The sequence below is a fragment of the Achromobacter sp. MYb9 genome (assembly GCF_002975275.1).
Lineage (GTDB): Bacteria > Pseudomonadota > Gammaproteobacteria > Burkholderiales > Burkholderiaceae_B > Achromobacter.
This window is the reverse complement of sequence record NZ_PCOQ01000005.1, coordinates 282,587-307,027: the sequence shown is the minus strand read 5'-3', so window position 1 is coordinate 307,027 and position 24,441 is coordinate 282,587. Positions and strand designations below refer to the sequence as shown.

Genomic DNA, 24,441 nt, shown 5'->3' with positions numbered 1-24,441 from the left:
GTCCATGTCCACGACACCCCCGCCCCGCCAGGGCCACGGCGTCAAACTCAGCTTCTACGACTTCGGCGCCACGCCGTTCTTCGCCAGCCAGTTCGACCAGCGCTTCAGCTATTGCCTGTATGTGCCGCCCGACTATGACGAGGCCGGCGCAAAGGCCTATGACCTGGCGGTCATCGTGCACGGCACCGGCCGCACGGCGGCGCAGTACCGCGACCGCTTCGCTGATTTCGCCCAGCGCAACGACTGCATCGTGCTGGCCCCCCTGTTCCCGGTGGGCATTATCGAACCGGGCGACCTGGCCAATTACAAGCGCATCCAATTCCACGACATCCGCTACGACCACGTGCTGCTGTCCATGGTGGACGAAACCATCGCCAAATACCGCGTCAACGGCCACCGCTTCCTGCTGTACGGCTATTCGGGCGGCGGGCAGTTCTGCCAGCGTTTCTTCATGCTGCACCCCGAACGCCTGCAAGCCGTCTCCATTGGCGCCCCCGGCGTGGTCACCCTGCTGAATCAGGACTACGACTGGTGGGTGGGCGTGCGCGACGTACCGGCCCGCTTCGGCCGCGCGATCGACATCGGCGCCATGCGGGAAGTCGCCGTGCAGACGCTGGTGGGCACGGAAGACACCGCCACGTGGGAAATCACCATTCCGCGGGACAGCAAGCTGTGGATGCCGGGCGCCGAGCTGCAAGGCGACAACCGCATCCAGCGGATCGAGGCACTGGCCGCAAGCTTCGAGGCCCATGGCGTGAAGGTACGACGCGACACCGTGCCGGGCGTGGCCCATGAACCGTTCAAGGTCATCGAGGCGGTGGAATCGTTCTTCGAGGACTTTTTGAAGTCCCGCCGCTAAAGCTTTAAAAATAAAGGAGAAATCATGAACCGACACCTTGCTTTTTTCGCCTTGCTGTCAGGTGGCCTGCTGAGCGCTGGCGCCCACGCCGCGGGCGACGCCCAGATGCTGCGCGTGGCGCTGCACGCCGACATCGCCAGCATCAACCCTGGGGTCAACCGCGACGCCAACGCCGACATGGTGTTGGCGCACGTCGTCGAAGGCCTGGTGGCCTATGGCGAAGACCTGAAGATCAAACCCGTGCTGGCGGAAAGCTGGCAGGCAAGCGATGGCGGCAAGGTTTACGAGTTCAAGTTGCGCCCGCAGGTGCATTTCCAGAATGGCGCGGTGCTGACCGCCGACACCGTCGTCTGGAATTTCAAGCGTTATCTGGACCCCAAGACCAACTTCCAGTGCGTCAACCGCTACAACGGCAAGATCGGCCCGGCCTTGCAAGACGTGCAGGCCGTGGATCCGCTGACCGTGCGCTTCACGTTCGCCGCGCCCGCGCCCAATTTCCCCATGACGATGGCCACCGTCCAATGCACGCCATGGATCCTGCACCCGGATTCCGTCAAGGCGGACGGCAGCTTCGACACGCCCATCGGCACCGGCCCCTATGCCTTCGGCGGCATGATGCAGGGCCGTCAGCTGGACCTCAAGCGCTTCGCCGGGTACGACGCCCTGCCCGGCGCGCGCGACGGCTACGCGGGCAATAAGACGGCCACCATTCCCGTCCTGCGCTTCATGACCGTGCCGGACGCCAGCACCCGCAGCAACGGACTGCTCTCGGGCGATCTGGACGTGGTGGACGGCATTGAACCCACCACTTTGGCCACGCTGCGCAGCCAGGGCATCCCCGTGCAGGTGCAGCAAACTCCCAGCTGGCTTGTGATGCAGGTGCAATCCACCGCACCGGCGCTGCAAGACGTCCGCATGCGCCAGGCCATCGCCCAGGCCCTCAGCCTGCCGGATCTGGCCGAAGCGTCGGGCGAAGGGCTGTACACGGCCAATCCTTCGGTGCTGGTGCCGCAAAGCCCCTACTACGACGAACGCAGCAAGACCTGGCCGGCCTATGACCCCGCCGCGGCCCGCAAACTGCTGGCGCAGGCCGGTTACAAGGGCCAACCGATCACGCTGCTGGTGGCCAACCGCCAGGAACGCGTGCAGGCGGCCACCATCGTGCAGGCCATGCTGGCTGCCTCCGGCATCAATGTCGAGCTGAAGGTGCGCGACTGGGCGTCGCAACTTGATCTGTACGGACGCGGCCAATATGAGCTGGCCATCTTCGGCTATTCGGCGCGCCTGGATCCGTTGCTGATGTATGAATCGCTGATCGGCGATAAAAAGCTCGAGCCCACCCGCCAATGGGACGATCCCAAGGCCGCCGCCCTGCTCAAGCAGGTCGCGATGGAGCCCGATCTGGCCAAGCGGCGCGATCTTTTCAACCAGCTGCACGAACTGATGGCGCGCGATATCCCCATCATCGGCCTGTTCAATCTGCCCGTCGTGACCGCCCTGCGCCCCGTCGTGCAGGGTTACGCGGGCTGGCCAGCGGGCACGCACCGCTTCTGGGGCGTGACCAAGACCCAACCCTGACACGGCCACCCGACATGTCCTACGCTGAAATCCATTACCGGCACGCCGACGCCACCGCGCTGGCGGCCGCCATCCGCGACGGCCAACTCAGCCCCGCCGATGCGGTCGCGCACGCGTTCGCCGCCATCGACCGGGTCAATCCCCACTTGAATGCCGTCATCCTGACGATGCGCGAAGCGGCCGAGGAGCAGCTGCGCCACCTGCCCGCCGACGCGCCACTGCGTGGCGTGCCGGTGCTGCTGAAAGACGACTGCCCGACCTATGCCGGGGTGCCGATGTCGTTTGGCTGCCGCGCTGCCCGTGGCTACGTGCCGGCGCACGACCACGAGATCGTGCGCCGCTACAAGGCCGCCGGCATGGTCATCGTGGGCAAGACGAACCTGCCGGAGTTCTCCGGCAACATCGCCACGTCACCGACGCTGCACGGCCCTACGCTGAACCCGTGGGACGCCGGCCGCAGCATCGGCGGGTCGTCCGGCGGCGCGGCGGCCGCGGTGGCCGCTCGCATGGTGCCGTTGGCCTATGGCAACGACGGCGCGGGTTCGATCCGCATCCCGGCGGCCTGCGGCGGATTGTTCGGCCTGCGGGCGTCGCGCGGGCGCACGCCTTGCGGCCCGGTGTCCAGCGAGAACTGGGGCGGGCTGGTCAGTCACCACGCCCTGACGCGGTCGGTGCGCGATTCCGCCCTGCTGCTGGACCTGACCGACGCGCCCGAGCCCGGCGCCCTTTACGCCGCGCCGGCCAAGTCCGGCCCCTACGTTCAGGCGGCATCCCGCGATCCGCGGCCGTTGCGCATCGGCGTCGTGGCCGGGCCCGGCATGGGCTTGCGTCTGGACGATGCCATCGCCGCCGCGCTGGACGATGCCGCAGCCCTGTGCCGCCAGCTGGGGCATCGCGTCCAGGCCGCCGCCTTCAATTTTGACGAATCGGCCCTGGCCGATGCTTACCTGCGCATCATCGCCGCCTACACGGCGCTGGAAGTGGACGCGATTGCCGCCGACACCGGACGGCCGCCCGACGCGGACGGCTTCGAACCCGTCAACCTGGGCCTGGCCGAGTATGGTCGCAGCTTGTCGGCGCCGGCCCTGCTCGCCGCGCGCAACACCGCCAACAGCGTCGCCCGCAGTCTGGGCCGGTTGTTCGCGGAGGTCGACGTCCTGTTGACGCCTGTCATGCCGACGTTGCCGCCGCCCATGACCGCCCTGGACGTGCGCGGCCCGGACTGGCGCGCCTTCGCAAGCGAGTTCATGCAAGGCACCGTCTTCACGCGCCCGGCCAATGCCGCGGGCATCCCCGCCATGAGCGTGCCGCTATTCCAGACCCCGGCGGGCCTGCCCATCGGCATTCAGTTCATGGCGCCTTACGGCGACGAAACCACGCTATTCGAATTGGCGGGCCAACTGGAGCGCGCGCGCCCGTGGGAAGGCCGGCTGCCCCCCACCCACGCCTGACGTCATTGTCGGGGCTGATATCGCGCCGCACGGTAAGCGATACGCCCCGGCAGGCGGCCAGCCGCCAGGCTGGCGGCAAGGCCACGGCGGTCGGCCGGAATCAGGCCTCGATGCCGCGCGATTCCAGATAGTCTTCGTAGCCGCCGCGGTAGTCGATGATCTCGCCGGAAGGCAGGATTTCGATCACGCGGGTGGCCAGCCCCGACACGAATTCGCGGTCATGCGACACGAAGACCAACGTGCCTTCGTACTTTTCCAGCGCGAACTGCAGGGATTCGATCGACTCCATGTCCAAGTGGTTGGTCGGCTCGTCCAGCAGCATGACGTTGTGGCGGCCCAGCATCAGGCGGCCGAAGGTCATGCGGTTCTTTTCGCCGCCGGACAGCACCTTGGGCGCCTTGGGCAGATCGTCCGCCGAGAACAGCAGGCGGCCCAGCACCGAGCGGATCGACTGGTCGTCGTCGCCGGGCTGGCGATGGTCGCCCATCCAGTCCAGCAGGTTGATGTCGGTTTGCAGGAACTGGTCCGAGACGTCCTGGGCCATGTAGCCCAGATCGGCGTTGTCGGACCACTTCACCGAACCCGAGTCCGGCTGCAATTCGGTGGCCAGCAAGCGCAGCAACGTGGTCTTACCCACGCCGTTGGCGCCGATGATGGCGATCTTTTCGCCGGCATCGACCATCGCCGAGAAGTTGGTGATCACCGGCGCGTCGTAGGCCTTGGTCAGGTTCTCGACCGTGACGGCCAGACGGTGCATGACCTTGTTCTGTTCGAACCGGATGTACGGGTTCTGGCGCGACGACGGCTTGACCACGACCTGGTCGGCCTTGATGCGGTCGATCTGCTTCAGGCGCGACGTGGCCTGGCGCGACTTGGACTTGTTGGCGGCGAAGCGGCGGACGAAATCCTGCAGTTCGGCGACGCGTTCCTTGGCCTTGGCGTTGTTGGACACCAGACGCTCGCGCGCCTGGGTCGAGGCCAGCATGTAGTCGTCGTAGTTGCCGGCGTAGATGCGGATCTCGCCGTAGTCCACGTCGGCCATGTGCGTGCACACCTGGTTCAGGAAGTGGCGATCGTGGCTGATGATGATCATCGTGCTCTGGTAGCCATTGAGCACGTTTTCCAACCAGCGGATGGTGTTGATATCCAGGTTGTTGGTCGGTTCGTCCAGCAGCAGGACGTCGGGGTTCGAGAACAGCGCCTGCGCCAGCAGCACGCGCAGCTTCCAGCCCGGGGCGACTTCGCGCATGGGCAGATTGTGCTGGTCCACGGCAATTTCCAGGCCCAGCAGCAATTCGCCGGCGCGTGCTTCGGCGGTGTAGCCGTCGTACTCGGCGAACTTGGCTTCCAGATCGGCCGCGCGCATGTAGTCGTCTTCGGTCGCTTCCGGATTCGCGTAGATCGCGTCGCGTTCGGACATGGCGGCCCACATCTCGGTGTGGCCCATCATGACGACGTCCAGCACGCGCAGGTCTTCGAACGCGAACTGGTCCTGGCGCAGCTTGCCCAGACGCACGCCCGGCTCAAGCGAGACGTTCCCGCCGGACGATTCGAGGTCGCCGCCGATGATCTTCATGAACGTAGACTTACCGGACCCGTTGGCCCCGATCAGCCCGTACCGGTTGCCTTCCCCGAACTTGACGCTGACGTTCTCGAAAAGGGGCTTGGGACCGAACTGGATGGTGAGATTGGCTGTGGATATCACGGTGTATTTGAGTCTGAGGGCGTCCGAAGACGCATGCGGAGAAACCCGATAGTGTAGCAAACGGGGCTGCGGCCCCGATTTTCAATGCCTGGCCCGAATGAAAACGCCCCCGGTTCCGGCCGGGACCGGATGCCAGGGGCGAATCGCCAGAAGCGACGATCAGTGGTGATGTTCGTCCAGCACCAGGTGCGCCAGGCCCTTTTCAGTCGCGATGCCCACCTTCTGCCCGATGGGCAAGGTGGCCTTGGTAGCCACATGGCCGTAAGGCAAACCGGTGATGACCGGCACCTTGACCGTCTTGCGCAACCAGGCAACGACTTCATGGAGGTCGTAGCCCTTGTCGTGCGGCGCCAGCTTGTAGTCCGAGAAGCGGCCCAGCACGATTGCCTTCTGCTTGGCCAGGACGCCGGCCTGCCACAGCTGGATCAGCATGCGCTCGACGCGATAAGGATGCTCGGCCACGTCTTCCAGGAACAGGATGCCGCCGCGGATCTTCGGGAAATAAGGCGTGCCGAGCAGCGACGTCAGCATGGCCAGATTGCCGCCCCACAGGATGCCGCGCGCGTCGACCGGATCGGCGTCTTGCGTTTCGAAGCTGAGAATTTCGAGTTCGCCGCGCATCACTTCGCCGAACAGCGCTTCCGTCAGGTCATCGACTTTCTTGCCGCCAAAGTCGGCCACCGCCGTGGCGCCGGTGTAGCTGACCGCGCCCGTCTGCGCCAGCAGGCCCAGGCTGAAGGCGGTGAAATCGCTCATGCCGACGAAGCGCTTGCCGCTGTCGGCCATTGCTTTCCAGTCGATCTGATGCAGCAGCCGGCCCATGCCGTAGCCGCCGCGCGTCACCATGACGATGGGCAGCTTTTGCTTGGTGGCGCGCGCCAGGCTGGCCAGGCGCTGCGCGTCGGTGCCGGCAAAGCGCTGGTGTTCGGCGTAGGCGGTGCGGTCGATGGCGGTCTTGAAACCCTGCTGTTGCAGGCGTTCGCGGGCAAGCTCGACCGTGGCGGGGTCGCGCACGGCCGACGACGGCGAGATCAGGTAGATGCCGCGGGCGTCCGGCAGCGTGTGGCTGTGCCCGTGGTCGTGGCTGTGATCGTGGCCGCAATCGTCGTCGCAGGCGGGGCCGTGGTGATCGTGGCCTTGGGCGGCCGCCTTGATCGCCGTCTTTGCGGCGGTCTTGCCGGCCGTCTTGCCGACGGCTGCTTTCGTGCCCGCCTTGGCGGCTTTGGGGGTGTTCATGCGATGGATTCCTTGGCGCGGCGTTCACGGAAGAACCGGCGCAGCAGGTCGCCGCAAGGTTCCGCCAGCACGCCGCCGGTGACTGAAGTGTGATGATTGAGTTTCGGGATCGAACCGACGTCCAGTACGCTGCCGCAAGCGCCAGTCTTGGGGTCATAGGCGCCGAACACGACACGCGCAAGCCGCGCGTGCAGCATGGCGCCTATGCACATGACGCAAGGCTCCAGCGTGACATAAACGGTGATGCCCGGCAGACGGTAGTTTTCCAGCTGCCGCGCGGCGCTGCGCAACGCGACGATCTCGGCGTGGGCGGTCGGGTCATGGTCGATGATGGTGCGGTTGTAGCCGCGGCCCAGGATCTCTCCCTTGGCGGACACGACCAGCGCGCCCACGGGCACTTCGCCGATGTCGTAAGCCGCCTGGGCCTCTTCCAGCGCCAGGCGAATGTAGCGGGCGTCTTCTTCGGTCCAGGGCGGCACGGGCGCAAGCGGACCGGCCTCAACCACGGTACACCCGGGACTTCAGCGCGATACGGCCGGCCAGGCTGGTCACGGCCTCTTCCAGCCACTGGTAAAGCTCGGCCTGCTCGTCGTAGCGCGCCTGGTTCAGGTTCGACACCCGGCCTTCTTCAATGAAGCCCCAGGCCCGGCTGCGCTTGTCGCGATGCTTCGGGTCCCAGACGCCGAACGCGAAGCCGCCGGCGCGGCGGATCAGCGAGAAGCACGGGATATCGGTGTAGCCGTCGCCGACGAACACCATCTGGTCGAACGGCACGCGCAAACGGTCTTCGGGCACCTTGCGGTTGACCTCGAAGGGTTTGTTGCGGAAATCGCGCCCGATGATGCCCTTCTGGATGTGGAACAGATAGCGCGTCTTGTCGGTGAAGCTGACGATGCGGCGCGGGAACGCGATGCCGCCGTCATCGCCGTAGACGAATTCGGATGCCCAGATTTCGGTGAATTCATGCGCGATGGGCGTGGAACGGACCACGTCGCCAATGCCGCTTGAGATCAGGTAGAACTCCAGCTGCACCTGCGGCTGTTCGGCTCGCACCGCTGCGCGCAGGCGCTGGAACAACGTCGGCACGCCGTCGTGCAGTTCAAGGCGCGAGCCCCATTCCTTCAGCCGCTGCTGCGTGATGAGCCCATTCGTGCCCGCCTGCGACAGCTGGATCATCTTGTAGAGGTAGGCAGGAACGGGGTCCCAGTCGTGCTGGGACAGCAGCGGATCCACCTCGTCTTTCCAGAACGAGGCCGTGTCCACGCCGATGCTTTCCAGGAAGCCGGACGTGCTGTCCGAGGCCAGCGTGTCGTCGAAATCGAAAATCAGGGCGATGACATCGGACATGGGATGCGTGAATAAAGGACGGAATTAGGGCGAGAAACGCGCGACAGCCGCCATTTTGCCTGAATGTAGCGACGGCTGTGCGCCCTCCCCGGCCCTATCCGGCCATTATTGGCGCATCGGGGCGTTCATGGTGCCAGGGGCCGGCGCAGGCGTAGTTCCCGGCGCGGGCATCGTTCCCGGCGCGGGCGCCATCCCTGGCGCAGGCGCCGTGGTGGCGGGCGGAACCTCGCCCGCCGGCACCTGGATCACCGTTTCACGCAACACGCCGCCGCCCTGGACGCTGCCGCGCACATTGGTGGGCGAACTCATCTGCGTCAGGCAGTCCTGGCGCGAGGCCGCAGGCAGCCGGTTACAGCGGTCGACCATGTTTTGCTGGTGCTGGCCGGTGCTGCCTTCCTTCAGATTCTGGCGATTGGCTTCATCGCGCGCGGCGCCGGCTTCGCGCATGCACGTCGCGCGATCCTGGTTGGTGTTGCCGCTTTTGCACTTTGCCACGTCCTGCTCGTACTGGGACTGGATGGCGGCGCGGCCGATCGCATCTGCCGCGTGGACCGCGCCCGCGGCCAACATCAAGCCCGCCGCGCAGAGAGTCGCTGCCAGGCGTTTGGTATGCATGGGTCGTACGTTCATGGCCACCTCCTTGAAGAGAATTGAACCGTAAGCGGCCAAGACCAGCTGCGCGTCCCGCCGCTTGCTTACAACCACTATCCCACGATGCGGCGTCGGGGACATGTCCAGCAACTTGAATTCGTAAGGTTACGTATCAAGCGCCAAATGCGCGAGGACGCGCGTGCCCGACACAAAACCGGGGTGCGTGGCCCCTGTTCCGCCGCCTGTCGCAGTGCAACATGGCACGCTGCGTTCACATGCAGTGGCGGTTGTTACCGGTGTCAGCGGGCATCCAGGTCGGCATCGGCCTTGGTCAGCCGGTTGCGATAAGTGGCCGCGCGCATCAGCAGCATGGCCGTCACGGGCGACGACACGACCAGCAGCAGCGTGATGATCACTTCGTGGAACACCGGGCGCGCGGACAAAGCCGAGAACACCAGGATGGACGCGGTCAGCACGCAGCCGCATCCCAGGGTATTGCCCAGCGTGGGCGCATGGATGCGCGCATAGAACGTGCGGAACCGCAGCAGGCCGGCCGATCCGGTCAGCGCCAGCAAGCCGCCCAACACCAGCAGAATGCACGCCGGGATGCCGGCCCACAGAGGGATGGCGGTTTCGATCATGGCTCGATCACCTCGCCGCGCAACAGGAAGCGGGCCATCGCGGTGGACCCCACGAATCCGAACAACGCGATCAGCAACGCAATATCGAAATACAGCGACGCGCCGGAGCGGATGCCGAAAACCAGCATGACGAGCATGCCGTTGATGTACAGCGTGTCCAGTGCCAGCACGCGGTCTTGCGCGGTGGGGCCGCGCAAGAGGCGGATGGCGGCGAACACCATGCCCAGCGCGAAACACACCAGGGCAAAGGACGCCGCCCAATACAGTGCGGTATTCATAGTCATTCGAACATCTCCATCAAGGGGCGCTCGTAGCGCTCCTGCACGAGCTTGACCCAGTCATCTTCATTCTGGAGGTCCAGCACATGCAGCTTCAGGCGGTGGTCGGGCGTCAGATCGACCCAGACCGTGCCCGGGGTGTAGGTGACGATGCAAGCCAGCATCGCCAGGCCGTGCGGATCGCGCATGGTCAGCGGGATCATGATGAACCCGGGCGAAAAATCATTCGGGCGCGGATTCAGGATCAGTTTGCCCACCGCGATGTTGGACTTGATGATGTCCTTCGTGACGCGCAGGAACAGCGGCACCGCCTTCCACAGGCGGCGCGGCCGCGCATGCAACGGCCGCAGGCGCGAGGCCGCCCACGTGAACCACAGCGCCAGCGCCGCACCCAGCGCGATCTGGCCCGCGGACAGGCTTTCATTCAGGACCAGCCACAGGACGAACAGGAAAACGGGCAGGAAAAGGAAGTAAAGGCGGCGCATCAGCTTCCTCCCTTGGCGCCGCGGACCGTCTGCGCGGACATCACGGCGTCGATATACGACTTGGGTTGATCCAGCGAGCGCGCCGCGTCGTCCAGATACACGGATACGGGGCCCGCGCCTGCGGCCAGACCCACGCACAGCAACAGCAGCACCGCCACCGGCCCGGCTTCGATCACGCGCAGGCGCGGCGTGCTGCGATCATCGCTTGCCCAGAACACGCGGATGCCGGTGCGGCCCAGGCCCACCAGGCCAGCCAGGCCCGAGACCAGCACCGCGGCCACCAGGATCCATGCGTCCAGCGGGGGCGCGGATTCCGTCGCGGCGGACACGGCGGCCGACAGCAGGGAGAACTTGGCCACGAACCCCGACAGCGGGGGCAGCCCGGTCACCAGCAGCGCGCAGCAGATGAATGCCAGGCCCAGGAACGCCATCGCCGCCGGAATCGCTACGCCGACGACGTCGTCGGACCGGTTCACCGACGCGGGATCGTCAAGGTCGAAGGCGTCCAGCGTCACGGCCAGCACGTTTGCCCCGAAACTGCGCGTGCGCTCGATCAGTTCGGCCAACATGAAGAACGCGCCCGTCGTCAGCACGGAGCTGATCAGGTAGAACAGCGCGGGGCCAGTAAGCGTCACGCCGGGCATGCCCAGCGCCGTCAGCAACGTGCCGGCCGACACGATGACGCAATAGCCCACCATCTTCTCCAACTGCTGGGTCGCCAGCAGCCCCAACGCGCCGAACAGCAGCGTGGCAAGGCCGGCCGCAAACATCCAGTCCAGGCTGAATGCCGCCGGCGCGCCGGACGGCAGCAGCAGCGACCCGATGCGCAGCAACGCATAGATGCCGACCTTCGTCATGATGGAGAACATGGCCGCGATCGGCGCACCGGCCGAGCCATAGCCCTTCACCAACCAGAAATTCAGCGGCCAGGCGCCGGCCTTCACCAGGAAAGCTACCCCCAGGATAGCGGCGCCGGCTTCGAACAGCATGCGTTCGGCGCCCGTCAGGTTGCCGGCGCGCAAAGCCAGGTCGGCCATGTTCAGGGTGCCGGTCACGCCATAGATCAGCGCGATGCTGATCAGCAGCAGGAACGACGCCACCAGGTTCACGGCGATGTACTGCAGGCCCGCGCTGACGCGCGCCACGCCCGACCCATGCAGCAGCAGCCCGTAAGACGCCGCCAGCAGCACTTCAAAGAACACGAACAAGTTGAACAGGTCGCCTGTGAGGAAGGCGCCGTTCAGGCCCATCAGCAAAAATTGGAAGAGCGAATGGAAGTGGACGCCGGCGCGGTCCCAGCGGGCCAGCGCATACGTCAGCGTCGCCAGGCCCAGCACGGCGGTCAACGTCAGCATGACGGCGGCCAGCCGGTCCACCACCAGCACAATGCCGAACGGCGCGGGCCAATCGCCCACCAGGTAGACGCCGACCCCGCCGGGCCAGACGCCGGGCACGCCGCCGCCGGCGACCGCCAACAGCGCGATCGCGGCAGCCAGCTGGGCCAAGGTGGCGACCATCGAAATCGTGCCGCGCGCGTAGCGGCTGGTATCGGCCAGCAACAGCATCGCCGCGCCCGCGAGCAGCGGCGTGATGATGGGAAGTACAGGAAGGTGTTGAAGCCAGAAACTCAAGATTGGGACTCCCGTCCATCTACGTGGTCGGTACCCGTGAGGCCGCGCGAGGCCAGCAGCACAACCAGGAACAGCGCCGTGGTGGCGAAGCCGATCACGATCGCCGTCAGCACCAGGGCTTGTGGCAGCGGGTCGGCGTACCAGGAAGGGTCATGCGCCATGGCGTCGTCCACCACCGGCGGGCGGCCGGACGTCAGCCGGCCCATGCCGAAGATGAAAAGGTTGACCGCGTAGGAAACCAGCGACAGGCCCATGATGAACTGGAAGGTGCGCGGCCGCAGCAGCAGCCAGACGCCCGAACCCGCCAACACGCCGATTGCGACGGCATAGATCAATTCCATCAGGCTTCCCCTGTTTGTGCGGCGGCCGCCATCTCGGCGGCGGCCTTGCGTTGCGCGCGCAGCGATTGGTGGGCCAGCGCCACCAACACCAGCACGGTGGAGCCCACGACCAGCATGTACACGCCCAGGTCGAACAGCAGCACGCTGGACAAATGGACGTGGCCGACCAGCGGCAACGCCACGTCCCAGGCCAGTGCGGCCAGGAACGGCTTGTACGCCAGCCACGCGGTCACGGCCGCGACGCCGGCGGCCAACAGGCCGATCCCGATCCAGTTCTGCGGGTTGAGCCGGCTGCGCGATTCCACCCAGTACACGCCGCCCACCATGTATTGCAGGATGACGGCCGTTGCGAAGATCAGTCCGCCAACAAAGCCGCCGCCCGGCTGGTTGTGGCCGCGCAGCAGGAAATACACCGAAATCAGCGCGGCGGTCGGCAGCAAGAGACGCACCAGCACCGTCGGCACCATCATCGAGCCTTCCGGCAGCAGCGACTTGATGTCCGGCGCCGCCAGCACACCGCCGTCCTGGTCCTTTTGCTGACGCGGCAGGTCGGCGCTTTCAGCGGCCGGGCGGAAGCGGCGCAACAGCGCGTAGACCGTCAGCGCCACAATGCCCAGCACCGTGATCTCGCCAAAGGTATCGAAGCCGCGGAAGTCCACCAGGATCACGTTCACCACATTGGTGCCGCCGCCATCGGGCAGCGCGCGATCCACGAAATAGGAAGAAATCGTGTCGCCCTGCGGGCGCACCAGCACCGCGTAGGCCAACGCCGCCATGCCGGTGCCGGCGGCGGTGGCCATCAGCAGGTCGCGAAGACGGCGGCCCCGGGCGCGCAGCGTGGCCTTGAGGGTTTCCTCGTCGTCCTTTGCGATCCGGCGGGGCAGCCAGCGCAGGCCCAGCAGCAGCAACACCACGGTGACGACTTCAACGGAAAGTTGGGTCAGCGCCAGGTCGGGCGCGGAAAACCATACGAAGGTCAGGCAAGTGATCAAGCCCGCCCCACCCGCCAGCGCCAATGACGCCAGACGGTGGTATTTGGCCTGATAGGCCGCGCCCAGTGCGCAAGCCCCGCCCACCAGCCACAACAACGCGAACGCGGGGTCGACCGGCGCCATGCGGCCCGTGCCTTCCAGCCAGCCGCCCGCGCGCAGCGGCAGCCACGCCACGAACAGCGTGCCCAGCACGATCAGCAGCATCTGTACTTGCAGGCGCGACGACGCCACCCAGCGCAGCAACCAGGCGGCCGCGACGCTCGAGCCGTCCAACAGCGACTCGAACGTGCGGCGGCCATCCAGACGGTAGATGAACGGCACGCGCCCCGGGTTGGCGCGCTGATGCACGCGCAGCACCAGATACAGCAACACCCCGGCCGCGGTGGCGACCAGGCTCATCACCAGGGGCAGGTTCAGGCCGTGCCAGACGGCCAGGCTGTATTCCGGCATGTTGTCGCCCAGGATGCTCTGCGCCGCGGTCGCCAGGAACGGGCCGACCGTCAGGCCGGGCAACACGCCCACCAGCAGGCACATGAACACCAGCAGCGCGCTGGGGAACAGCATCCAGCGCGGCGGCTCGTGCGGGGCGCGTGGCAGGTCGGTGGCCGGGGGGCCGAAAAACACTTGCAGGATGAAACGCAACGAGTAGGCCACGCTGAAGGCGCCCGCGATCGTGGCCATCAGCGGCAAGCCGATCTGAATCAGGCTGTCGCCGCTGACGAAGGTGGTCTCGGCGAAGAACATTTCTTTGGACAGGAAGCCGTTCAACAACGGCACCCCCGCCATTGAAGCCGCGGCCACCATTGCCAGCGTGGCGGTGATCGGCATGGCTTTGTACAGGCCGGACAGCCGGCTCAGGTCGCGGGTGCCGGTTTCGTGGTCGACGACCCCCGCCGCCATGAACAGCGACGCCTTGAACGTGGCATGGTTGATCATGTGGAAGATGGCGGCCACCAGCGCCAGTTCGCTGTTCAACCCCAACAACAGCGTGATCAGGCCCAGATGGCTGATCGTGGAATAGGCCAGCACGCCCTTCATGTCTTGCTGGAAGATGGCGGCATATGCGCCCAATACCAGCGTGATCAGGCCTGCGCCGCCGATGATCCAGAACCACTCGTCGGTTCCCGACAGCACCGGCCAGAAACGCGCCAACAGGAATACCCCTGCCTTCACCATGGTGGCCGAATGCAGGTAGGCGGACACGGGCGTGGGCGCCGCCATCGCATTGGGCAGCCAGAAATGGAACGGGAATTGCGCGCTTTTGGTCAGGGCGCCAAGCGCCACCAGCACCAGCACGGCCGGGTACCAGGGGTCGGCGCGCACGAGGTCGCCCGCCGCCAGCACGCGGTCCATGTCGTAGCTGCCGACGATATGGCCCAGGATCAGCACCCCCGCCAACAGGCAGAGCCCGCCCGCGCCGGTCACCGTCAGTGCCATGCGCGCGCCCCGGCGAGCATCCAGGCGGTGATGCCAATAAGCGATCAGCATGAACGACGCCAGGCTGGTCATTTCCCAGAACATCACCAGTTGGATCAGGTTGCCGGACAGCACCACGCCCAGCATGGCGGCCATGAAGGCCTGGAAGAACGAGAAAAAGCGCGGCACCGGGTCTTCCGGTGACATGTAATAGCGGGCGTACAGGACGACCAGCGCGCCCATGCCGGAGACGATCAGCGCGAACAGCCAGGCGTAGCCGTCCATGCGTAAAGTGAATTGCAGACCCAGGGCGGGCGCCCACGGCATGTCGAACCGGACCACGCCGCCATTGGCGACTTCCGGGTACAGGCTGGCAATCAGAACCACACAGGCCAGGGCGATCAGACCGGCCAACCACGCCTCGGCATTGCGGGCGTTCGAAGGCAGCAGCGCGGCGCACAGGCTGCCGGCAAACGGCAGAGCGAGGATCAGGATCAGCGACATGGCGTTCCGAGAATGTCCGGGCCCCCTCCCGCTGGCACGTGGCGGCGAGAGACGAAACAGACCGGGGATTGAAAAACGGACGGAACCCTGGCCCGGTGCGTCGCTGCACTACACGTTGCCCCGCGGGGACATCAACCAACGCCCCATTGAACGGCGCAGATAGAAACAAACGCAACAGCTTTCTTGCAAGACCGGGCAAGAATCTCATCCGAAAAATATCAGATTCTTGTAAGTTATGCAGAGATTTATGCATGTACCCGTCTAATGACAGCATGATGACTGCGCAATGATTGCGCAATGACAGGGAATGGGCAGACGTTCATGTTGTTGTCAGGCATGAGATTTTCGTCGATCTGACGCGATCTCCGGACATTGGTCCGTCCCCCGAAAAAAAATATTCGCATGGGGCAGGGAGAATCCTGAGTTGACCGTAGGGGGATTCCTGTGTGGAATGGCGCCCACGAAGCGTCGGCAAGGCCAGCATCCCGGCAACGCGCGCTTCACCGACGCCGGCCCAAGAAGCCGGCCGGCTCGGAACAACAAAATATGGAGAAGACTCTTGACCGTGCTGTCTCATGCCAAGGCCGTTCTGGCCGCCGCCATCGCAGGCGTCTGCTTTAGTTCCGGCGTCCAGGCCGCCGACCCCTACCCCAATAAGCCCATCCGGCTGATCGTCCCCTTCGCGGCCGGCGGCACGACCGACATCGTGGCCCGCATCGTGGCCGAAGGCCTGGGCCGTGAGCTCGGCCAGGCCGTCGTGGTGGAAAACCGCGGCGGCGGCGGTGGCTCGATCGGCGCCGATGCGTTGGTGCGCTCGGCGCCCGATGGCTACACGCTGGGCGTGGCCACGGTCAGCACCATGGCTACGAATCCGGCCACCAACCCGAAGAACCCCTATAACCCGATCAAGGACTTCACGCCGATCACCAACCTGGTGAACGTGCCGAACGTGCTGACGGTCAACCCGGCCGTGCCTGCCAAGTCGCTGGCCGAGTTCATCACGCTGCTGAAGGCCAACCCGGGCAAGTACAGCTACGCGTCGTCGGGCGCCGGCGGCATCGGCCACCTGGACGGCGAATTGTTCAAGTCGCTGACCAAGACCGACATGGTCCACGTTCCGTATCGCGGGTCGGGTCCGGCCCTGAACGACGTGATTGCCGGCCAGGTCAACGCCCAGTTCGACAACCTGCCCTCGTCCATGCCCCACATCCAGGCCGGCAAGCTGCGCGCCCTGGCCGTGGCCGCGCCCAAGCGCCTGCCCGCCCTGCCCGACGTTCCGACCTTCAAGGAAGGCGGCCTGCCCGAAATGGACAACATGGCCTGGTACGGACTGGTAGCGCCCGCCGGCACGCCGCAAGCCGTGGTCGATCGCGTCCACGACGCCGCCGTAAAGGCGCTGAAAGACCCGAAGATCGTCAAGCGCCTGGCGGATGGCGGTTCGTTGGTGGACGGCAACACGCCCGCCGAGTACGCCGCACAGATCAAGCGCGAACTGGAGCTGCGCCAGCGCATCGCCAAGGAACGCAACATCGTGTCGACGAACTGATTCAGACCTTGGGGCAAGGCCGCGCCTTCAGATGGGCCGGCCTTGCCCACTTGACTACGATCGCGCGGGTGTTAGCATCTGGCCCCGTGCGATCCGATTTTTCCCCCATCCCCCCCGCTGCCTGCGTCCTTTGCGCCCTGCGCTCGACTCTGTTGAGCTCGCAGGAAGTCGCCGCGCGTTCCGCTTACGCGCGCTCCAAGCCCGGCTAATCGCCCGGCGCTTCCGCTTCCCCCCTCCTGTTCCGGCTCGCCGCCGGTGGCCTGCGCACATCCCGCGCAGGCGCCGCCCGTCCGAGCTGGCGAACGCCCTGCCGCGTGGCCGGGTGTTCGCGCCCGACTCTTCGCCGCCCGCCCTCGCCGCCGGCGGCCGCGCCACGCAACGATCACGCCTTAAGCGCCATGCAACTTACCAAGAAATTCGTCAAAGCCAAGAACCCCTGCGCGGGCGGCTACAAATGGTTCATCCGCGACCACAACGGACAGGGGGATTACCAGGCCGTGCTTGACGCGCTGGTCGCCGACGGTCGCGTCAGCGACGCATGCTGGCTGCTGGACCAGTTCGGCCCCACCGATGCCGTGCTGAAGCTGGACGCCGTCGATGCCAATGCCATCGTGTTCGCTGGCACGCTGGAAGTGCGCATGGGCATCAACGTGGACAGCGTCGTGCGCGCCGGCCGCAGCATCTTCACCGGCGGCGGCATCCGGGCAGGCGAAACGATCATGGCGGGCGAGAACATCACCGCGGCAGCCACGATCGCCAGCGGCGGCAACCTGCGCGCGGGCGGCGACATTTCGGCCGACTGGGGCATTGACGCCGCCACCCGCCTGGACTGCGCGGGAAACGTGCGCGCCAAGTGGGACATCTGCGCAGGCCAGGACCTGGCGGTGACGGGCCATCTGCATGCCGGCCAGGACGTGCAGACGCAAGGCGCCATCAAATGCGGCCAAGGCATCAAGACCGGCGGCGACGTGCGGGCAGACAAGGAAATCAATGCGGCCTGCGGCATCCAGGCCGGCGGCGACATCCAATGCGGTGACCATCTGGCATCCGGCTGGGGCATGATTGCCGGCGGAGACATCCGCGCCGACGGCTCGATCCGCGCGGGTGAAGGCGTGCAGGCCGAGGGCACGATTCAGGCCGGCGACGGCCACGGCGTCTACGCCGGGCTGAGCGTCCGGCTGGACGCCTGGCCCGTCTGCGCCCGCGTATCGGCCCGGACGCGCCCCGCCCAACTTGTCAGTGGTCACTGGGTTGGGCAGGACGCAGCCGAAGACGGCGACGCGGCGCCGGGCGCTACACAGCCGTCCTGGCACCCGAAGGCTTATCCCGCGCTGGTTTGACGGCGGCCGCCGGATGGCGCAATACCAGCATCAGCCCAAGCAGGATCGCCCCCATGCCCGCCAGGCTGAGCATGGACAGACGGTTGCCCAGGATCAGGTAGTCCAGCGCCGCGGTGCCAGCCGGCACCAGGTAGAACAGACTGGTGACGTTGACGAGGTTGCCAGCCTGGATCATGCGGTAGAACAGCAGCGTCGCCCCCACCGAGATCACAAGCCCCATCCAGACCAGGGGCAACACGAAACCCACGGTCCAGTCGGCCCGGATCGGTTGGAACGGCACGAACAGCAGGCATAGCGCCAGGCTGACCGCGTACTGCAGCGGCATGACGTCCATGGGCGCCTGCTTGACGCGCTTTTGCAGGATGGCGCCCGCGGTCATGCTGGCCAGCGCGGCAAAGGCGAATGCCATGCCCGCCACGGAGAAGCGCGCCATGCCGATGCTTTGGTACACCACCATCACCAGGCCGCACAGGGCCAGGAACAGCCCGGCCAGCCGCGCGGGCGAATAGCGCCGTTCCATCATCGCCAGCGTCAGGATGGGCTGCGCTCCCAGCAACGTGGCCAGTACCCCTGGCGTAATGCCGTGGTCCAGCGCCAGCAGATAACAAATGGAATAGCTGCCGATCAGCAGCAGGCCCGTCAACGCCACGGTCACCCGTGTGCCCGGCTCGGGCAGCCAGCGCTTGCGCCACAAGCAGATCGCCAGCAGCACGGTCAGGGCCAGGATGAAGCGCAGCAGCAGGAAGCCGAAAGCCGAGGCGTGCGACAGCCCCCATTTGGCGAAGATCGCGCCGCCGCTCCACAGCAGCACGAACAAGGTGGTGGAACCGTAAGCGGTCCACGTGGATCGATCAAAAGACATGAGTTTCACCTGTCAGGGTAAGAACAGGCTCCCGCCCTGCGCGCGCGCCATTGGCGGCGAGCGCGCACCGATCAACCGCGCGAGACGGACGCGATACGCGTCAACGGATCAAGCGGACTGAGGGAAAAGGATGGGAGCGTCGGTTTGGCGGTTAGCCGAACACGACCGCCGAAGGCGGGTAGGCGCCCGAGACACCGCCGGAAGGCGGCGAGACAGGCGGCGATACCCCAGCCGAAACGACGGCGGAGATGACAGGGGAAACAACAGGAGAGATGAAACCGGCATGCCCGGACCGCCCGCGCGCACGACGGCCGGCTGTGGAGGCAGCGGCGCAAGCATCGGCGAAGGGCATGGAATGAGGCATTTGCGTAGCCTAGCGTTCCGCCCTTGCCACGTCAAGCGGATCGAGTCAGGAACCGCCGATCCGCCGCTGCTCGACCCCCATGTCCCGCCATGCATCGCCGTGGCAGGTGAACATCAGGATCTGGTGACGCGTGGCGGCATCGAACAGCGCCCGCTTCATGAAATCGCGCCGCGCATCGTCGGTGTGGACAAGCGCGTCGTCCAGCACCAGCAACGTGGGCCGCCCGGCTTCTCGCAACAGGTCGGCATAAGCGAAGCGGGCCAGGATGCCCAGTTGCTCGCGCGTGCCGAAACTCAGTGCTTCAAGCAGGTCTTCGCCGTCGCCGCGGCGCAACGCAGTGGGCAGCAGCGCGTCGTCCAGGCGCAACGCCGCCTCGGGAAACAGCAAGGCCAGATAATGGTTCAAGCGCCGCGCCAAGGGCGCCTGCAGCCGTTGGGTGGCGGCGGCGCGCTTGTCGGTAAGCAAGGTCAATAACAGTTCCAGCGCGGCCGCGCGGCGCGTGAAGTCATCGCGGCGGCGCACCAGCCGTTCGCACGCGGCAGCGGATTCGGACAACCGTTCACCCAAGCCTTGAGCGCCCGCCTGGTCCAGCTTGCCTTGCAACTGCAGGATCTCGCCGTGGCGCTTGTGTTGCGCTTCGCGTTCGATGGCGGCTGATTTCTCATAGCGCTGCACGTCTTGCTCGACCAGTTCGGGCCGATGCGCGGCCAACGCCCCCTGCGCCTCGCGCACGCGACGCTCCAGCTCGTCGTGGCCGCTACGCACTTCGGCCAGCCGGCCTGCGCGCGCCTGCCGTTGCGCGGCACGCTCGGGCGATTGCAATTCGGCGCGTCGCGCCGCCGCCTGCCCTTCCAGCAATTGCGCGCGGGCGCTGTCCGCGTCCAGCGCGCGCTGAGCGGCGGCCAACGATGCGTCGGCCTGTGTAGCCACCGCCTCGGCTTCGCGCAGCGCTTGCACCGCGGCGGGCAGATCGTCTTGATCCAGCGCCGTGCCCGTCATCGGCGGCAGCTTGGCCAGCCGCTCCTGCAAAGGCACGCGCCGGGCCAACGCGTCGTCGCGCTGCCCACGCAGCACATCCACGCCCTTGGGCGCATGGATGGCCAGCGTCTTGCGCATGCCGTCCAACTCGCGCTGCAATGCCGTAAACCGCGCGTGGCGTTGTTCGGCATCGGCCAATGCCGTCACGCCCAGCCGTTCCAGCAAGGCGGCCCAGGCGGCCTGCACGCCAGCAAGTTCGCGTTGCAGCGCCGGCAAATCCTGGCCGCCCGGCTCGATGCGAAAGCGTCCGACGCCCGGCAGGTCCAGTTCCGCGGCGGACGTCAACAGGACTTGGTCCGCCCCAGCCAGCGGCCGCCCGTCCAACGTCGCCGCCCGCCCCGCTTCCAACTGGTACGACAGCCGCGTGGCGATGGCTTGCTGGCGGAGCTGCAGATTGGCCAGTTCGCGCTCGCTTTTGCGCAGCGCATCGATATCTGCATCCGCGATCTCGATGCGCAGGGCTTCCGCCTTCAGCGTCGAGCCTTGCTCGATGAGCGTGGTGACGGCTTTCAGCGCGTCATCCAGCCGCTGGACTTCGGCATTCAGTTGCGCCAGTTGCCGTTCCAGGTCGCCGCGGTCGGCAACGGCTTGGGCTGCTGCCACCCGCAAGCGGGCCGCGTCGACCGCCGCCACATGGATTTCGCGTTGTTCCCGGGCGCGGGCCAGCGGAGCTTGCGCCGCCTCGACCCGGCCACGGGCGGCCTGGGCTTCCTGGACCAGCGCCTGGTAATCGGATTCATCCTGCTGGTCGCGGCGTACCTGATCCTGCAGCAGGGTCAGCGTCTGCGCGGCCTGGCTTTGCTCGCGCCGCAAGCCCTCGAAGGCTTCGCGTTCCTTCGCCAGCGCGGCTAGCCGGGCCCGGGCCTCGACGGCCCTGGTCTCGAAGTCCTTCCAGGGTTGATCGGTTTGCGCGCGCTCGTGGTCGCGGCGCAATTCTGCCAGACGGTCCACATCGGTATTCAGCTGGGCCATGGCCTGCGCGCAGTCGTCCCGTTCGGCGATGGCGCGCGCCAAGGCGTCCTCGGCATCCTTGTAGGCGCCCTTGGGACGGCCATTACGGGCATCCAGCAAGGCAGCGCGCTCGGAGGACACCCGCTCGAACAGCCGGTCGCCGTCGCTGGCCGCGAGTTCGCCGGATAGCTGTGTAAGGGCTTCACGCAGATGGGGGCCCGCATGGCCCGCGGCCTCCTGCAGATTGTGCCCATCACCCTGCTGGATCCACAGCAGGCCAGGAATGCCGGCCAGGTCGGGCTTGCTTTGGCCGCGCCCCGGCAGTTCAAATCCCAGCAAGGCGGCCAGCGCATTTTCGGCTTCCTCGCCGTCCAGCCGTTGCGCGCCGTCATCGATCAGCAGTTCGCAACGGGCGCGCGACAGGAATTGTTTTTTCAGCACATAGGAATGATCCGCGTGCGTGAACGCCAGTTCGACCGTGGGCCGGGCGCCGGATTCCCCACGCGGGGCCAGGTCGGCGACCTTGCTGGTGCTATAGCGTTCCAGGAACGCCGCGCGGATGGCGGAGGCCACCGTGCTCTTGCCAGCCTCGTTGGCGCCGACGAACAGGTTCAAGCCGTCTTGCAGGCCGTCCAGCACCATCGGCTGGCGGAATTTGCGGAATTCTTCAAGCGCGATACGCGAGAGCTTCATTTGACGCCCCCCTGCGCGGCGCTTTCACGCTGGAACCGCAGCAACAGCCGCAGCGCTTCGCCCGCCACCGCGGATTGCGCGGCATCGGCCTGCAAGGCCTGCAATTGCGCCGCCACTTCGCCGATGTAACCGCTGGCCCCCAGCTCGGCCAGATCGGCCAGGTCGGGTTCCAGTTGCAAGCCGGACAGGTCCGGCAGCAAGGCCCGCACTTGCGCAGCCGCCTGATCCACCGCGCGTTGCAGCGCGTCCCAGGTCTCCAGGTTGACATGCCCCTGCACGTCCAGACGCAGCACGTCTTCGGCGCGAAGCGCCGCCAGCCGTTCGCCCAACGCCTGCGCGTCGGTCGGCAGGCTGACGGTTTCGGTCCAGGCGGACCAGCGGTACTTGCCCGTGGCCACGCGTTCAACCACGGGCTCGGCGCCCGGGCCGTCGATACGCACATCCAGCACGTAGCCCGGTTCATTGCCACGAAAACGGTCTTGTTCCGGGGTGCCGGCGTACCAGGTGCGCGCGTCGATGGACAGGCAGCCATGCCAGTCGCCCAGCGCCAGGTAATCCAACCCTGCACGTGCCGCGCGGTCAGGCGCGATGGGGTTCGTAGCGTCGATGGTGTCGGGCAGGCGGCCCGCGACGCTGCCATGGGCCAGGCCAACGCGCACGCGGCCAGGTGCCGTCTCAAGCGTGTCGAAAGCCTGCGTCACGTCGTCATAGGTGTGGCGCTGCGTGAGCGGCGCGGCCAGCACCGCCAGGTTGATGGCGGGCAAGTCCACGACGTGGGTGCGCAACGGCACCTGCACGTTGGCGGGAATACAGCCCAGCTGCATCGCGCGGCTCCAGACGCTGTCGGCCAACGCGGCATCGTGGTTGCCGGCAATCATTACCCAGGGGCCGGCGTAAGCCGCCATGGCGGCGAACAGCCGGCGGATCGTGCGATCCGACACACCTTGCGTGTCGAACACGTCGCCGGCCACCAGCACGGCGTCCACGCCACGTTCCGCGGCAAGCGCCGCGATGCGCGCCACGACGTCAAAACGGGCCTCGGCCAGCAAGGCGGCGTCGTCGGTGTCGAATTGGCCGTACTGACGGCCGATCTGCCAATCGGCGGTATGCAGGAAATGGATCATGGGCCGATTTTGGCACAAGCCGCGCGGTTCAAAACAAACAACGGCCCTGCCTGCATGTTGCGCAGGGAGGGCCGTTGCGGGCTTGGCTTTTGGCCGATGCCCGATAAGCGGCTCGGCGGTGGCGCGAGCGCCGGATCAGGCGCGGTTGCCGTCCAGCACCAGCGGCGTGCGGGACGCTCCGCGGCGGTCATAGCGCGACAGGTCCAGCCCATCGGTGCGGATCGCCGGGCGCTGGCCCATGACCTGATCCGCCACCAGCTTGCCCGAGCCGCACGCCATGGTCCAACCCAGCGTGCCGTGGCCGGTATTCAGGAAGAGATTGCCGTAGCGGGTCGGGCCAACGACGGGCGTGCTGTCCGGCGTCATCGGGCGCAAACCCGTCCAGAACTCGGCCTGGGCAACGTGGCCGCTGTCCGGGAACAGATCGTTGACGACCAATTCCAGCGTCTTCCTGCGCGCGTCCTTCAGGCGCAGGTCGAAGCCCGACAGTTCCGCCATGCCGCCCACGCGGATGCGGTCGTCGAAACGCGTCACGGCGATCTTGTAGGTTTCGTCCAGAATGGTCGATACCGGCGCGGCGGCCTCGTCCTTCAGCGGAATGGTCAGCGAATAACCTTTGACCGGATACACGGGCAGGTCCAGGCCCAGCGGTTCCAGGAAGCCGCGGGTGTAGCTGCCGAAGGCGGCCACGTAGCGGTCGGCCGTCAGGACCTGGCCGCCCACGCGCACGCCCGTGATCTGGCCGCCCACGGTGTTCAAGCCGGACACGGTCTGGTTGTAGCGGAAGTCCACGCCCAGCGCCGCGGCCATCTCGGCCAGGCGGGTCGTGAACAGGCGGCAGTCGCCGGTTTCGTCGTTCGGCAGGCGCAAGCCGCCAGCCAGCTTGTGGATCGAGCGCGCCAGGGCGGGCTCGGCCGTCACCAGGCGGTTGCGGTCCAGCAGTTCGTAGGGCACGCCCACTTCTTCCAGCACGGTGATGTCGCGGCGGGCGGCTTCCAGTTGGGCCTCGGTACGGAACAGCTGCAACGTGCCCCGCGTGCGCTCTTCATAATGAATGCCGGTGGACGCGCGGAGTTCGCGCAGGCAATCCCGGCTGTACTCGGCCAGGCGCAGCATGCGTTCCTTGTTGACCGAATAGCGGTTGGCCGAGCAGTTGGCCAGCATCGCCGCCATCCACTTCAGTTGGTACAGGCTGCCGTCCAGCCGGATCGCCAGCGGCGCGTGTTTCTGGAACAGCCACTTGATGGCCTTCAAGGGAATGCCGGGCGCGGCCCAGGGCGTGGAATAGCCCGGCGACACCTGGCCAGCGTTCGCGTAGCTGGTTTCCTGGGCGGCGGCCGGCTGGCGGTCCAGGACCGTCACCCGGGCGCCCTGACGGGCCAGGTAGTACGCGGTCGTGGTGCCAATAACGCCGCTGCCGAGGACGATGACATGCATGATTCTTTCCGTATTTGGATGTAGACAGTAT

The 24,441-nt window shown here is 66.5% G+C and carries 20 protein-coding genes; 5 read left to right on the top strand and 15 right to left on the bottom strand.

Annotated features, from left to right (window positions below; all coding sequences use genetic code 11):
• Positions 1–4 precede the first annotated feature (4 nt).
• From CQ050_RS11140 to CQ050_RS11130, 3 genes are read left to right on the top strand one after another with little or no spacing between them, the layout of a single operon-like run.
• The gene (locus tag CQ050_RS11140) at positions 5–859 is read left to right on the top strand and encodes a hydrolase (RefSeq protein ID WP_105556877.1); all 855 of its coding nucleotides are present in this window, start codon (positions 5–7) and stop codon (positions 857–859) included.
• Between the two features lie 24 nt (positions 860–883).
• On the top strand, positions 884–2,437 hold the full coding sequence (locus CQ050_RS11135; RefSeq protein ID WP_105556876.1) for an ABC transporter substrate-binding protein: 1,554 nt from the start codon (positions 884–886) through the stop codon (positions 2,435–2,437).
• A 14-nt stretch (positions 2,438–2,451) separates the two neighbouring features.
• On the top strand, positions 2,452–3,888 hold the full coding sequence (locus CQ050_RS11130; protein WP_105556875.1) for an amidase: 1,437 nt from the start codon (positions 2,452–2,454) through the stop codon (positions 3,886–3,888).
• A 100-nt stretch (positions 3,889–3,988) separates the two neighbouring features.
• Here CQ050_RS11130 and CQ050_RS11125 read toward each other — a convergent pair whose 3' ends face one another.
• The 11 genes from CQ050_RS11125 to CQ050_RS11075 all read right to left on the bottom strand — a co-directional run bounded on the left by CQ050_RS11125 (position 3,989) and on the right by CQ050_RS11075 (position 15,055).
• Positions 3,989–5,593: an ABC-F family ATPase gene (locus CQ050_RS11125; RefSeq protein WP_199196783.1), complete on the bottom strand. Its 1,605-nt coding sequence runs from the start codon at positions 5,591–5,593 to the stop codon at positions 3,989–3,991.
• 159 nt (positions 5,594–5,752) lie between these two features.
• Positions 5,753–6,829: an LD-carboxypeptidase gene (locus CQ050_RS11120; RefSeq protein WP_233213961.1), complete on the bottom strand. Its 1,077-nt coding sequence runs from the start codon at positions 6,827–6,829 to the stop codon at positions 5,753–5,755.
• The gene (gene tadA / locus CQ050_RS11115; protein WP_199196782.1) at positions 6,826–7,335 is read right to left on the bottom strand and encodes a tRNA adenosine(34) deaminase TadA; all 510 of its coding nucleotides are present in this window, start codon (positions 7,333–7,335) and stop codon (positions 6,826–6,828) included. Before tadA ends, CQ050_RS11120 begins: the two co-directional genes overlap by 4 nt.
• The gene (locus CQ050_RS11110; protein WP_105556873.1) at positions 7,328–8,176 is read right to left on the bottom strand and encodes an HAD family hydrolase; all 849 of its coding nucleotides are present in this window, start codon (positions 8,174–8,176) and stop codon (positions 7,328–7,330) included. Before CQ050_RS11110 ends, tadA begins: the two co-directional genes overlap by 8 nt.
• A gap of 105 nt (positions 8,177–8,281) precedes the next feature.
• Positions 8,282–8,806 (bottom strand): hypothetical protein, encoded by a 525-nt coding sequence (locus tag CQ050_RS11105; RefSeq protein ID WP_233213958.1) that lies wholly within the window; start codon positions 8,804–8,806, stop codon positions 8,282–8,284.
• 260 nt (positions 8,807–9,066) lie between these two features.
• Positions 9,067–9,408 carry a monovalent cation/H(+) antiporter subunit G gene (gene mnhG, locus CQ050_RS11100; protein ID WP_105556872.1) on the bottom strand — a complete coding sequence of 114 codons (342 nt, stop codon included), beginning with the start codon at positions 9,406–9,408 and terminating at the stop codon, positions 9,067–9,069.
• A complete protein-coding gene (locus CQ050_RS11095) occupies positions 9,405–9,686 on the bottom strand; it encodes a K+/H+ antiporter subunit F (RefSeq protein ID WP_105556871.1) in 282 nt (93 codons plus the stop codon). The genes mnhG and CQ050_RS11095 overlap by 4 nt, the downstream gene beginning before the upstream one ends.
• Before the next feature lie 2 nt (positions 9,687–9,688).
• Complete coding sequence (locus CQ050_RS11090; RefSeq protein WP_105556870.1) at positions 9,689–10,171, bottom strand: Na+/H+ antiporter subunit E; 483 nt, start codon at positions 10,169–10,171, stop codon at positions 9,689–9,691.
• A complete protein-coding gene (locus CQ050_RS11085) occupies positions 10,171–11,802 on the bottom strand; it encodes a monovalent cation/H+ antiporter subunit D (RefSeq protein WP_105556869.1) in 1,632 nt (543 codons plus the stop codon). Before CQ050_RS11085 ends, CQ050_RS11090 begins: the two co-directional genes overlap by 1 nt.
• The gene (locus tag CQ050_RS11080) at positions 11,799–12,143 is read right to left on the bottom strand and encodes a Na+/H+ antiporter subunit C (RefSeq protein WP_105556868.1); all 345 of its coding nucleotides are present in this window, start codon (positions 12,141–12,143) and stop codon (positions 11,799–11,801) included. The genes CQ050_RS11085 and CQ050_RS11080 overlap by 4 nt, the downstream gene beginning before the upstream one ends.
• Positions 12,143–15,055, bottom strand: coding sequence for a monovalent cation/H+ antiporter subunit A (locus tag CQ050_RS11075; protein WP_105556867.1), 2,913 nt, complete (start codon positions 15,053–15,055; stop codon positions 12,143–12,145). Before CQ050_RS11075 ends, CQ050_RS11080 begins: the two co-directional genes overlap by 1 nt.
• Before the next feature lie 559 nt (positions 15,056–15,614).
• On the opposite strand from CQ050_RS11075, the gene CQ050_RS11070 reads away from it, so the two are divergent.
• Both CQ050_RS11070 and CQ050_RS11065 read left to right on the top strand, forming a co-directional pair.
• Positions 15,615–16,601, top strand: a complete 987-nt coding sequence (locus CQ050_RS11070) for a tripartite tricarboxylate transporter substrate binding protein BugE (RefSeq protein ID WP_105556866.1) — start codon at positions 15,615–15,617, stop codon at positions 16,599–16,601.
• A gap of 398 nt (positions 16,602–16,999) precedes the next feature.
• Positions 17,000–17,941: a hypothetical protein gene (locus tag CQ050_RS11065; RefSeq protein ID WP_105556865.1), complete on the top strand. Its 942-nt coding sequence runs from the start codon at positions 17,000–17,002 to the stop codon at positions 17,939–17,941.
• On the opposite strand, the gene CQ050_RS11060 is transcribed toward CQ050_RS11065, so the two are convergent.
• The 4 genes from CQ050_RS11060 to CQ050_RS11045 form a co-directional block, all read right to left on the bottom strand.
• A complete protein-coding gene (locus tag CQ050_RS11060; protein ID WP_105556864.1) occupies positions 17,895–18,803 on the bottom strand; it encodes a DMT family transporter in 909 nt (302 codons plus the stop codon). The genes CQ050_RS11065 and CQ050_RS11060 overlap by 47 nt on opposite strands.
• Positions 18,804–19,212: 409 nt before the next feature.
• Positions 19,213–21,849, bottom strand: coding sequence for an AAA family ATPase (locus CQ050_RS11055; protein WP_105556863.1), 2,637 nt, complete (start codon positions 21,847–21,849; stop codon positions 19,213–19,215).
• Complete coding sequence (locus CQ050_RS11050; RefSeq protein ID WP_105556862.1) at positions 21,846–22,973, bottom strand: DNA repair exonuclease; 1,128 nt, start codon at positions 22,971–22,973, stop codon at positions 21,846–21,848. The genes CQ050_RS11055 and CQ050_RS11050 overlap by 4 nt, the downstream gene beginning before the upstream one ends.
• A 135-nt stretch (positions 22,974–23,108) precedes the next feature.
• Positions 23,109–24,410, bottom strand: a complete 1,302-nt coding sequence (locus tag CQ050_RS11045) for a D-amino acid dehydrogenase (protein ID WP_105556861.1) — start codon at positions 24,408–24,410, stop codon at positions 23,109–23,111.
• Between the last annotated feature and the right edge of the window lie 31 nt (positions 24,411–24,441).